10 protein-coding genes and 1 pseudogene are annotated in these 11,430 nt (G+C 62.3%); 2 read left to right on the top strand and 9 right to left on the bottom strand.

Annotated elements, in window-relative coordinates:
* A partial coding sequence (locus tag ORS3428_RS31045; protein WP_244507838.1) for a LysR substrate-binding domain-containing protein occupies positions 1–360 on the top strand: 360 nt, incomplete at its 5' end.
* 152 nt (positions 361–512) lie between these two features.
* Here the strand turns inward: ORS3428_RS31045 and ORS3428_RS03545 are convergent.
* From ORS3428_RS03545 to ORS3428_RS33455, 8 genes are all read right to left on the bottom strand, one after another.
* Positions 513–2,687: a malate synthase G gene (locus ORS3428_RS03545; RefSeq protein WP_071094628.1), complete on the bottom strand. Its 2,175-nt coding sequence runs from the start codon at positions 2,685–2,687 to the stop codon at positions 513–515.
* 355 nt (positions 2,688–3,042) lie between these two features.
* Complete coding sequence (locus ORS3428_RS03540) at positions 3,043–5,058, bottom strand: hydantoinase/oxoprolinase family protein (protein ID WP_071094626.1); 2,016 nt, start codon at positions 5,056–5,058, stop codon at positions 3,043–3,045.
* A 455-nt stretch (positions 5,059–5,513) separates the two neighbouring features.
* The gene (locus tag ORS3428_RS03535; RefSeq protein WP_071094625.1) at positions 5,514–5,816 is read right to left on the bottom strand and encodes a cupredoxin domain-containing protein; all 303 of its coding nucleotides are present in this window, start codon (positions 5,814–5,816) and stop codon (positions 5,514–5,516) included.
* A 54-nt stretch (positions 5,817–5,870) separates the two neighbouring features.
* Entirely contained in the window at positions 5,871–6,497 is a 627-nt protein-coding gene (locus tag ORS3428_RS03530; protein ID WP_071094623.1) for a CDGSH iron-sulfur domain-containing protein, read from the bottom strand.
* A gap of 321 nt (positions 6,498–6,818) precedes the next feature.
* Positions 6,819–7,166 (bottom strand): hypothetical protein, encoded by a 348-nt coding sequence (locus ORS3428_RS03525; RefSeq protein WP_071094621.1) that lies wholly within the window; start codon positions 7,164–7,166, stop codon positions 6,819–6,821.
* 145 nt (positions 7,167–7,311) lie between these two features.
* Positions 7,312–7,683 (bottom strand): endonuclease domain-containing protein, encoded by a 372-nt coding sequence (locus ORS3428_RS03520; RefSeq protein ID WP_071094618.1) that lies wholly within the window; start codon positions 7,681–7,683, stop codon positions 7,312–7,314.
* 99 nt (positions 7,684–7,782) lie between these two features.
* Complete coding sequence (locus ORS3428_RS03515) at positions 7,783–8,292, bottom strand: hypothetical protein (RefSeq protein WP_071094616.1); 510 nt, start codon at positions 8,290–8,292, stop codon at positions 7,783–7,785.
* 10 nt (positions 8,293–8,302) lie between these two features.
* Positions 8,303–8,815, bottom strand: coding sequence for a hypothetical protein (locus ORS3428_RS33455; protein ID WP_071094613.1), 513 nt, complete (start codon positions 8,813–8,815; stop codon positions 8,303–8,305).
* A gap of 252 nt (positions 8,816–9,067) precedes the next feature.
* On the opposite strand from ORS3428_RS33455, the gene ORS3428_RS03505 reads away from it, so the two are divergent.
* Positions 9,068–10,816 carry an AAA family ATPase gene (locus tag ORS3428_RS03505; RefSeq protein ID WP_083354970.1) on the top strand — a complete coding sequence of 583 codons (1,749 nt, stop codon included), beginning with the start codon at positions 9,068–9,070 and terminating at the stop codon, positions 10,814–10,816.
* Between the two features lie 27 nt (positions 10,817–10,843).
* Here ORS3428_RS03505 and ORS3428_RS03500 read toward each other — a convergent pair.
* Positions 10,844–11,430 (bottom strand): annotated as a pseudogene (locus tag ORS3428_RS03500) (elongation factor 4); the annotation flags it as partial.

Genomic DNA, 11,430 nt, shown 5'->3' with positions numbered 1-11,430 from the left:
CAGACCCCGCACGATCTCGGCGCGCATCACTGCCTCTTTCATACGGTATGGAACAGCCGCAATGCCTGGAAACTGAAAGGCTGGGATGAGGTGCAGCCACCGATCGCACCGTCTTTCACAYGCAACGATGGCAACGGATTGCGCATGGCTGCGCTGGCCGGTGCGGGATTGTTACTGCAGCCCGAAGTTCTGGTGGCCCAGGATATGGCAAACGGGGCGCTGGTTTCAGTCCTACAAGCCTATTTGCCCGAACCGCGCCCTGTCCATATCGTGCATCGACGGGATCGACGACCGCTCCCAAAGCTTACTCGTTTCATTGGGCATTTGCTCGCGCATGTCAGGGAGCGGGAGGCATACTAGCTCATTTCGTGGCGGATGGGTCTGARGTCCGCAATTGGCGTAAAGCCGAAGAGGCTAACACCAGACCAATTTGCCGGTCCCGGCTCCGTCTCATCATTGTGGGGCGAGGGCAACGGAGGAGCAGCCGATGCAACCCATCAGGAAGAAGYGCGCTACCCCGCCCGGTCCTTCGCCTWCAGCTCCAGCCTGCGCGCATGCAGCACCGRCTCGGTGTAGCCGTTGGGCTGGGCGGTCCCCTTGAATACAAGGTCGCAGGCGGCCTGGAAGGCGATCGACTTGTCGAAATCCGGCGCCATCGGCCGGTAGAGCGKATCGCCGACATTCTGGYGGTCGACGATCGACGCCATGCGCTGCAGCGAGTCCCTGACCTGGATTTCCGAGCACACTTTGTGGCGCAGCCAGTTGGCGATGTGCTGCGAGGAGATGCGCAGCGTGGCGCGGTCCYCCATCAGGCCTACATCGTTGATATCGGGCACTTTCGAGCAGCCCACCCCCTGGTCGATCCAGCGCACGACATAGCCCAGAATGCCTTGAGCGTTGTTGTCGAGCTCGCGCTGGATCTCGTCCGGCGTCCAGTTCGGCCGTCTTGCCACCGGCACGGACAAAATGTCGTCGAGCTTCGCTTTCGGCCGGCTCTTCAGCGCCGCCTGCACGGCGTTCACGTCGACCTTGTGGTAATGCGTCGCGTRCAGCGTTGCGGCCGTCGGCGAGGGCACCCAGGCAGTGTTGGCGCCGGCCTTGGGATGGGCGATCTTCTCGGCCAGCATCGCCRCCATCAGGTCCGGCATCGCCCACATGCCCTTGCCAATCTGGGCGTGGCCGGCTAGCCMGCATTCGAGCCCCATGTCGACGTTCCAGGCCTCATAGGCGGAAATCCAGGCCGCCTGCTTCATGTCGCCCTTGCGGATCATCGGGCCGGCTTCCATCGAGGTATGGATCTCGTCGCCGGTACGGTCGAGGAAGCCGGTGTTGATGAACACAACACGTTCGCTTGCGGCGCGGATTGCCTCCTTGAGGTTGACGGTGGTGCGCCGCTCCTCGTCCATGATGCCCATCTTGATGGTGTTTTTCGCCATGCCGAGCAGCGCCTCGACGCGGTCGAAGATCTCCACCGCGAAGGCGACCTCTTCCGGCCCATGCATCTTGGGCTTCACCACATACATCGAGCCGGCGCGGGAATTGRCGCGGCGTCCGTTCGGGCCGACATCATGCAGCGCAATCAGAGCGGTGAGCGCTGCATCCATGATGCCCTCCGGCACCTCGTTGCCGTCGYGGTCGAGGATCRCCGGATTGGTCATCAGGTGGCCGACGTTTCTCACCAGCATCAGCGAGCGGCCGGGCAGCGTAAGCGTGCCGCCGCCACGCGAAGTGTAGCTGCGGTCAGGGTTGAGCCTGCGGGTAAAGGTCTTGCCGGCCTTGGTGATCTCCTCGGCGAGATCGCCCTTCATCAGGCCGAGCCAGTTGCGGTAGACGACGACCTTGTCCTCAGCATCGACCGCCGCGATGGAATCCTCGCAGTCCTGGATGGTGGTAAGYGCGGCTTCGAGAAGGATATCAGCAATGCCGGCCGGGTCGGTCTTGCCGATCGGGTTGGCATGGTCGATCGCGATTTCGATATGCAGCCCGTTCTTGACCAGCAGCACGGCTTCCGGCGTGGCGGCATCGCCGCGATAGCCGACGAACTGCCTGGGATCGGCGAGCGTGGTGGCGCCGGCGCCCTCGCCCGCCTTGAGCGCGCCATTCGCCACCGAGAGCCCGTTGACGCCGGCCCATTTGCCGGTGGTCAGCGGCACCGACTGGTCGAGGAAGTCCTTGGCCCAGGCGATCACCTTGGCGCCGCGCACCGGGTTATAACTCTTGCCCTTTTCGGCGCCGCCGGTCTCTGGGATGGCGTCGGTGCCGTAGAGCGCGTCATAGAGCGAGCCCCAACGGGCATTGGCGGCATTGAGCGCATAGCGCGCATTCATCACCGGCACGACGAGCTGCGGCCCGGCGACGACGGCGATCTCGGGGTCGACTTTCTCGGTGGTGACTCCGAAGGCCGGGCCTTCCGGCACCAGATAGCCGATCTCCTTCAGGAAGGCCTTGTAGGCCTCCATGTCGACCGGCGCGCCGTTTGCGCGGTACCAGTTGTCGAGCTTTTCCTGCATGGCGTCGCGCTTTGYGAGCAGCGCCCRGTTCTTCGGCGCCWGATCATGGACGATTGCCGAAAAGCCGTTCCAGAATTCTTGCGGATCGATGCCGGTGCCGACTGCTGCCTCATCGGCCACGAAGTCATGGAGCTCCCGGGCAATGCGCAACCCGGCGATCTCGATGCGGTCGGTCATCAGCATGTCTCCAGATATAGGCTTTGCCGGCTCGCCGGCCATCGGTCTTGGGCGGCCTTTGGCATGCCGGGGTTCAAGGGTCAATTCGGCTTAAGGGGAAGTAGGGCGATCGGGCGAGGTTTTTAGGTTTGCGGCGGCGGGGGAGCGGCCAATCTCCCCCAAGTGGGTCCCAAGTGGGGGAGATGCCCGGCAGGGCACAGGGGGCGCGAAAGAACGCCAACCTGGCAGATTTCGGTATTTCGTGCAGTCGGTCGAAGTCGAGTATGAGCGCGCGCCTCTTGGAGGCGCCGGCGGGACAGCGCCCCCCTCTGGCCTGCCGGCCATCTCCCCCACTTGGGGGGAGATCAGCTCTCCATCACACCGCGATCCTCGGCCTTCCCGAGGCCACCGCCACCACATGCGCCTCGATGAACATGCGCTGGTCTTCGACGGTAGAGACGCGGAATTCGGTGGAAACGTCGATCTCGGCGCTGTCGGTGCCGGCGTCCTTGGCGCGCTCGGCGACGATTGCCCGCACATCCGCTTGCGCCGCGGCGATCGCCGCCGCCTCGTCGGTGAAGTCGCGCACGGTCTGCCCCGACGCCAGGCGGAAGAGCCCTTCCCTCGGCTGGCTGACGCGCGCCTCGGCCGAGACGCGCACCTGGCCGACCACGGCGCCGAGCGCATTGGCGACGTCGGTATCCTCCGGCACCACGCAGCCATTGCCGATCAGCGGCGGCAGGCCGGCATAATGCAGCGGCGCCGAGGCGCCGAGGCCGATCACCGGCCGGTCGAGCGCGACGCTGAAGCGGGCGATGCCGGGATGTGCATCGACGGCGCGCTGCACCAGCGCATGGGCGACGGTCGCGGCGCCGTCCAGCCCGTCCTCCGCGAAGGCGGTTTCGAGGATATATTCGGCCGACCAGCGGGTGAGCGTGGCGAGCACGCGCTCGGCGATCGCTTCCGGCGTCGCCGCGATCACCTGGCCGCGGCCGTCGCGCCGGCGGGCGAAGAGCTCGGCGCCGAGGCGGGCGGCGGCGGGATCCCAGTTGGCCTGCTTGCCCAGCACATGGGCGGCGTCCGAGGGCGTGAAGCCGCAGATGTGCACGAGGCCGCGCGCCACCAGCCGGTTGAGCGTGGCGTTCTGCGCGTTGGAGGTGAGCAGCCTGTCGAGCGGCAGCGGGGTGGCGCCGATCGCCTCGTAGAGTTTTGCTTCCGGCGCGGTGAGGCCGGCGGCGAGCCTGTCCGGCACGCCGGTGCGCACGGCAAAGCGCCCGCGGCCCGGATTGGGCGCGCGCAGCTGCCGTTCGAGCTCGGCGGTGACGGCCTCGCCATGCACCAGGCCGGCCAGCGCCAGCGGCACCAGGCGGCGGGGTCCTAGCAGGATCTTTGGGGTGAGCGCGCCGTCCTCCAGCGCCACTTCCGAATCGCCACCGAGGCCGAAGGTGCGCATGGCGACCGCCTCCACCATGGTGCGGAAGCCGCCGACGGTGGCGCCTTCCGGATCGAGGCGTGGGCGGCCGCCGTCGAGCACCGCGACATCCGTTGTGGTGCCGCCGATGTCCGACACCATGGCGTCGTCGAGGCCGGTCATGTGGCGGGCGCCGACCAGACTGGCGGCCGGGCCGGAGAGAATCGTCTCGATCGGCCGCTGGCGGGCAAAGGCCGCCGACACCAGCGCGCCGTCGCCGCGCACCACCATCAGCGGCGCGGCAATGCCGCGCTTGCCGAGAAAGCCTTCAGTCGCCGCGACCAGCCGGTCGATCATCGAAATCAGGCGGGCGTTGAGCAATGTAGTGAGCGCCCGGCGCGGGCCGCCGAGCTTGGCCGACAATTCGTGGCTGGCGGTGACCGGCAGGCCGGTCTTCTCGCGGATGAGGTCGCGGGCCGAGAGCTCATGCGCCGGGTTGCGGGTGGCGAAATAGGCGCAGACGGCAAAGCCCGAGACCGAACGCCCAAGCTCCGGCAGTGCCGCCTCGAGGCCGGAAAGGTCGAGCTTGGCGGCGTTGCCGTGCACGTCATGGCCGCCGGGGCAGAACACCACCGGATCGGTGCCCAGCGCCGTCTTCAACCCGTCGCGGGCAAGGTCGCCCTCGGAAAAGCCGATCATGACGAGCGCCACGCGGCCGCCCTGGCCCTCGACCAGCGCGTTGGTGGCCAAAGTGGTCGACATCGAGACAAGCTTGATCGAGGCCGGATCGGTGCCGGCCTTCTCCAGTACCGCATCCACCGCACCGGAAATGCCGACGGCGAGATCGTGGCGCGTGGTGAGCGCCTTGGCCTTGGCCAGCACCCTGCCTTTCGGCCCGCCTTCCTCCGACCACAGCACGGCATCGGTATAGGTGCCGCCGGTGTCGATGCCGAGGAAGAGAGGTTTTGGCTTGGCGGTCATTTGGGGGCGGAGGTCCGGGGCAAGAGAGTTTGGTGCCTGCCCCTTAGCCGATACGGGCTGGCGGATAAAGGCGGGAGGGATGGGCCAAGGATGGAGAGCATGATCTCCCCCCTTGTGGGGGAGATGGCCGGCAGGCCAGTGGGCGGCGCGAAGGATCGCGGCGCTCGTCTTTTGTCGAACGGACGAAATCCTCCAAAAGTTGCTCTGACAGCTGAGACGGTGGCGGGACAGTACCCCCCTCTGTCCTGCCGGACATCTCCCCTCAAGGGGGGAGATCGGATGTCATCGTCGCTTTCGCCAATCGCTGACGTTGCAGGACGAGCGCCGTAGCTCAAGCTGTCAATCTCCCCCCTTGCGGGGGAGATGCCCGGCAGGGCAGAGGGGTGCCTCGCACCAACCTCTCTGCCTGCAGATCGACCTTTGGCGGGAGATTGGCGCTCCGCCGTCGGTGCCTCCTACTTCGCCGTAACAGTGCCCGTCATCGAGCTGTGGATCGCACAATGGAACGGGTGCGCGCCGGCTTCGGCGATCTTGACCTTGGCTTTCTTGCCCTTGGCGAGCTGGCCGGTATCGAAGGAACCGTCGTCCGCCGTGGCGGTGTGCGTCTTGGAGTCGGCGTTGGTGAAAGTCACGGTGTCRCCGACGGCGACACTGATCTTGGCCGGATGGAATTTYATGTCCTTGATCTGGACCGCGTGATTGGCGGCATAGGCGGGCATTGCGAAGGCAAGCAAAGCAAGAACGAGCACGCTACGCATGGCGGATCCTCCTGAGTGAGAACTCATCCTAAACTAGCGCCGGCGCAGCGCTTGTCATGCCACAAACCCCACCCTCTTATGCGATCCATCACAGAACGGCTTGTTGGCCGAGTGGCCGCAGCGGCAGAGGAAGACTTTCGTGCTGCGGGCGATGGTGTGGCCGGTGCCGGTGACGATCTCGGCATTGCCTTCGAGCTTGAGYGGGCCGTTGACGGTGGGCGTCACGTTGAGCGGGCCATCCCGCAGCTCAAGCACCTGGGCCTCCTTCAGYGGTGGCTCGCCGGTGGCGGAAAAGYCCGCCTTGATATGGCTGTTGTCGCAGAAAGGCTTGTTCTCAGACTGGCCGCAGCGGCAGAGCGTGGCGCGATGGAAGGTTTCGCCGCCCAGCACGATCTCGGCATGCAGCGCCAGCGGCCCGTTCTCGCGCACGCGCACCGTGTTGACCACCGGCGGCTGTTCCTGCGGCCCGCCGTCTTTCCTCGAATAAGTGATGGCGCCCGACGGACAGTTCTCCGCCAGCGCCACCACCTTCTCGACGCTCGCCGCATCGGGATGGATCCACTCRCCCGGCGCATTGGGCACGAAGACATGCGGGTTGCCGAGCACGCAATTGYGCGAATGGATGCAGCGCCTGCCGTTGAAGGAAACGTCGATCTTCTCGCCTTCGACCGTGCCTGACATGGGTGAGGTCTCCTCTTGGGGTGGATGGAGACAAGGCTAGGGCGGCGGCGCAAAGGGCGTCAAGCTGGCCGGGGRGGCAGGGCCTTATCTCCCCCTTGGTGGGGGAGAATGGATTTTCACGATCTTAGCCGGAGCTCTTCGCGGAGGCTAAGTCGTAGAAAATCCAAGAGAGGGGGTCTGCGCCCTACGCGATTGTGGGTCTGCGCCCTATGAAGTGGAGGGCATAGCTCTACGAAATCCCCTCTCTTGCGATTTCTAACACTTAGCTTCGCTAAGATGTTGRAATCGCTTTCTCCCCCACAAGGGGGGAGATAGAGGGCGCTACTCCCCCAAATCCACCGTCTCGGTCGAATGATCCACGCAGATGAAGCAGCAGYTGTCGCAGGGCTGGTCGTTGTCGGGGCCGACGCCGGCAGTGACGGAATCGTTGCCGACCACCCAGGCGCCCCAGCAGATGTGCTCGCCATTCTCGCAGGAGATCGGCACGGATTTCTTCGCCCCAGGCCGGATGAGAAAAACCTTGTCGCCGCCCGGCCAGACTTTTTCGCTGTCGCGGCTGAACAGTTCCAGCGCCACGCCGTCGGACCGCTGGTTTCGCACGAAGACCGACATGTCGGCGGCAAAGACCGGGCTGGTGAGGAGAAGTGCGGCGAACAAGGCGCGAATCATGGTGAAGAGTCCCCCGCGGGCAGTAGAGCACGGGTTGGGAAAAGGCGCGACCTCCCCTTCTCCCCTTGTGGGAGAAGGTGGATCGGCGCGTTAGCGCCGAGACGGATGAGGGGTGTTCCAGCTTGGCCCAATACGCCCACCGGCATCATCGCCAAGGCTGCAGATTCTCGTCCCGCACATAGGCAATGATGGTATCGCAGACCGCGTTCAGATCCCTCAAAACATCGTCATTCCAGAAGCGCAGCACACGGAACCCTCTCGCTTTCAGTTCGGCGTCGCGCTGCTTGTCGTGGGTCGAGTCCGCATGTTGGCTGCCGTCGATTTCGATGATAAGTCGAGCCTCGGCGCAGACGAAGTCGGCAATGAATCTGCCCACTGGCATCTGCCGACGGAACTTGATCTTGTCGAGGCGGCGGCCGCGCAACTCCTGCCACAGGCGGCTCTCCGCTTCTGTCGACTCCCGGCGCATCCGGCGAGCGAAATCCCGTTTGGTTGAGGCTACAGGCTGATGCGGCATGGAGCGAAACTAGCCGTTGTCGGAGCTCCGTCAAACACCCCTCATCCGTCTCGGCGCTGCGCGCCGATCCACCTTCCCCCACAAGGGGGGAAGGAAGGGTCAGCTCCTCACCACCACATGCGGCGCGAATTTCTTCACCGCCTCAATCATGTCCTGGCCCTGGATGTCGAGCGAGGAGATCTCCATGTGCACGGTAGTCTTGCCGAAGGGCATCAGGCCGAAGGCGTTGGCGGCCGCGTATTTGATGGCGTCGGGCGGCTCCTCGGTGAGCTCGAAATTGAGCATCGCCGCGCCCTTGCCGCCGGAGGCGAGGTGCACGCTCATCACCTTGTTCCAGGGTACCAGCACGTCGCCGGCGCGAGCATCGCGGAAGCCTTGGCTGTCAAGGGTGACCTTGACCGAAGTGTCGAAGGCGCCGCGCGCGATAAAGGCACCGAGGCCGAGACAGGCGGCGCTGAGCAGCGCGATCCACAGCACGTTGCCGCCGCTCGCCCCCGAGGCTAAGCCTTGCAGCGCGCCGAAGGCGAAGATGCCGCCGATCAGGAACGGCCCGAAGGCCGGAAAAATCTTGCCGGTGGGGCTGTTGCGGATTTCCAGCGGCGCGGCCATTTTCGCCTGCTCACCGTTCCGATTTCAGCACCGTCCAGATCCAGCCGATGAAGGTGAGGACCAGGAACGGATAGCCGGCGGCGGGCAAGGGCGCGGAAGTGGGCAGAAGCGGCGCGCCCCACAGGATCATCGCCGCCGAGGCGACGAAGAGCACGGCCGACACGAAAGCGGTGAGCCGCATCCAGAGCGCGAAGGTGTTTTGGGCGCTGACCATGACCAGCCCCGCCGCCCAGAGCGCAATGCCGCCGACATAGCAAGGCACGCTGGCCTGCAGGCCTGCCGCGTTGCCGGCCAGAAGCAGGGCCTCGCCGGCAAGGAAGGTGAGGAAGCCGGCCGCGACGAGGTCATTGCCCAGCCGCTGGTATTTCAGGGTGAGCAGCGCCGCCGCGACGACAATCGCCACGCCGTCGATGGTCCACAGCGTCTCGCGCAGCGCATCGCTGGAAACGAAAGTGCCCGCCAAGCCCAATGCGCCGCCGATGGCGAGGCCGATCGCGGCGATGGTGTCCGAGGTGGAGCGCATGTGATGTCTCCCCAAGCAGGGAGAGGATACAACGAGGTGGGGGGATGGTGAAGGGAGGACACCTAGCAAGTGAACTGGGACCACGAACTGAAATATCAAAAGCGTCCTGCCGAAGGAATATAGCGGATTTGGGTCGATGCGGACTCGATGGCGGACGGCAAGGAACGAAAGGAGGTGTGCGACACCGTTACGACTCTGGCAGAATCGTGTAAAAATCCAACCTAGGACGGCATTTGGCGAGAGGAGGTTTAAATTCTAAGACGAATCGAGTTCGAAAACTTTAGAAAGCACTCCAAATTCCGCGTTACCTGCAAAGAGCGAAATATCTTTGTAGGTCCAAACAACGCTGGAAAGTCCTCTGTACTCGACGCTCTTCGGCTGTTCGCGGACGTCGCCCGCTATGCGGAATACAGACTCCCGGTCCTGAAGACGCAGAATCCGTATGGCGTTTGCGCAACATACGAAATGACTAATAAGAATTTCTGCCTGCCCATTGCAAACATACCGACAAACGATTCAGAGGACGACGTTAAGATTTCGATATTTCACGACAATGGATCCGCTCTTCACCTTATACTGAATGTTGACCGCCAACCAATCGTTTTCATACAATCAGATAAGAGAGCAAAGAGCACAAAGGCCTACTTCAGAGATTGCTTTCCAGAATCCATAATTGTCGTTCCAACGCTGGGTCAATTTGAGGAAACGGAGAAACCGAACGATCCCGACTACGTTAGAAGCGTCGAACACACTCGACTTGCCGCGCGAAATTTTAGGAATATCTGGCGGCAGAAGAGCCACGGCGAATTTCAGGAATTCTCGGCGCTGGTAGAGGGTAACTGGAAAGATATCGAGGTTCAGAAGCCGAAGGTAATTGTTGGAGTGCCATCGACGCTTGAGATGATTTACCTTGAGAATGGGTATCCAAGAGAAATCTATTTATCAGGATTTGGATTTCAGGCGTGGATGCAGATCATGACCCATTTTCTTCGAGGATCGGGAGGAGACATCCTCGTTCTGGACGAGCCAGACGTATACCTTCACGCTGACCTACAGAGAAGACTTTACGGTATCGCCAAAAAGAGATTCTCTCAGATTTTTCTGGCCACTCATTCGGCAGAGATCATGAACGAAGCCAACTCGGGCGATGTCGTTCTAGTGAGATCGGAATTTCAGACTGGAAAGCGGATCACCACCGAAGAAGGCTACCGAAGCGCACATGCGCTATTGGGCTCCTCTGAGAACGCTGACTTTGCCCGTCTTTCCAGGGCTAAAAGAATAATAGCGTTCGAGGGAAACGATCGCTCCATCTATCGCAGGTTCGAGCAAATGCTGCTTCCCGATGGGGTATTTAGCGATCCTGACACGATGCTGCTCAAGATAGGTGGGTACGAACAATGGCCTCGGGTCGGCAATTTGCCTTGGGCCTTTCAAGAACTTTTTGGAATTCAACCAAAGATCGCCGCGATCTTTGATAGAGATTATCGATGCTTGGAGGAAATCGAAGGCCATGAGCAGAAGCTCAGAAGGTCGGGGGTCTTCTGTCATGTCCTCCGACGCAAAGAGATAGAGAACTATGTCATCGCTCGCGATGCGATCTACAGGGCTACGCAGAAAGCAGCTAAAAAGAAAGAGAAAATTATAGATGATGCTTGGGTCGACGATACCTTGTCTTCTATTTCTTTGGAGCTACGTGAGGATTGCCTCATTAACGTGCAATCTTCGACAAGCAAGTACTATCAGCTTAAACGAGATGGGAGGGATACCCAGACTATCCTGAAGTTGGCTAAGAGCGAATTCGATAAAGATTGGACGACTCGGGGATTTAGCTGTCGGATTTCCGGGAAAGAGTTTTTTTCCGCTTATAATCGGGCGCTTGACGAAGCCTACGGGATATCTATCTCGTTATTTCAGGTTTTGGACGAATTCCACGCATCGGAATTCGATGCGGAATTCTGTGACATGATCACAGAGGTAAATCGATACTTCGCTGAGGGGTAGCAAGCGCTCCGCTCGCCAACCGGCTTCTCAATCCCCCATCTTCAGCGCCTGGATGAACGCTTCCTGCGGAATATCCACCTTGCCGAACTGGCGCATCCGCTTCTTGCCCTCTTTCTGCTTGTCAAGGAGCTTGCGCTTGCGGGTCACGTCGCCGCCGTAGCATTTGGCGGTGACGTCCTTCCTGAGCGCCGAGACGGTCTCGCGGGCGATGATGYGGYCGCCTATGGCCRCCTGGATCGGGATCTTGAACAGGTGCTGCGGAATCAGCTCCTTCAGCTTCTCGCACATGGCGCGGCCACGCTTTTCGGCGGCCGAGCGGTGCACCAGCATGGACAGCGCGTCGACTGGCTCGTCATTGRYCAGGATCGACATCTTCACCAAGTCGCCCTCGCGGTAGTTGGTCAGGTGATAGTCGAAGGAGGCGTAGCCCTTGGAGATCGACTTCAGCCGGTCGTAGAAGTCGAACACCACCTCGTTGAGCGGCAGGTCGTAGGTGAGCATGGCGCGCTTGCCGACATAGGAGAGGTCGGCCTGGATGCCGCGCCTGTCCTGGCAGAGTTTTAGGATACCGCCGAGATAGTCGTCGGGGGTGAGAATGGTGGCGCGGATCCACG

Origin of the sequence: Mesorhizobium sp. ORS 3428, from assembly GCF_001854785.1 — a bacterium.
In the GTDB taxonomy this organism is placed as follows: Bacteria; Pseudomonadota; Alphaproteobacteria; order Rhizobiales; family Rhizobiaceae; genus Mesorhizobium.
Note: the sequence above shows the minus strand (reverse complement) of the source record. Positions and strands in the feature narration are given on the sequence as shown.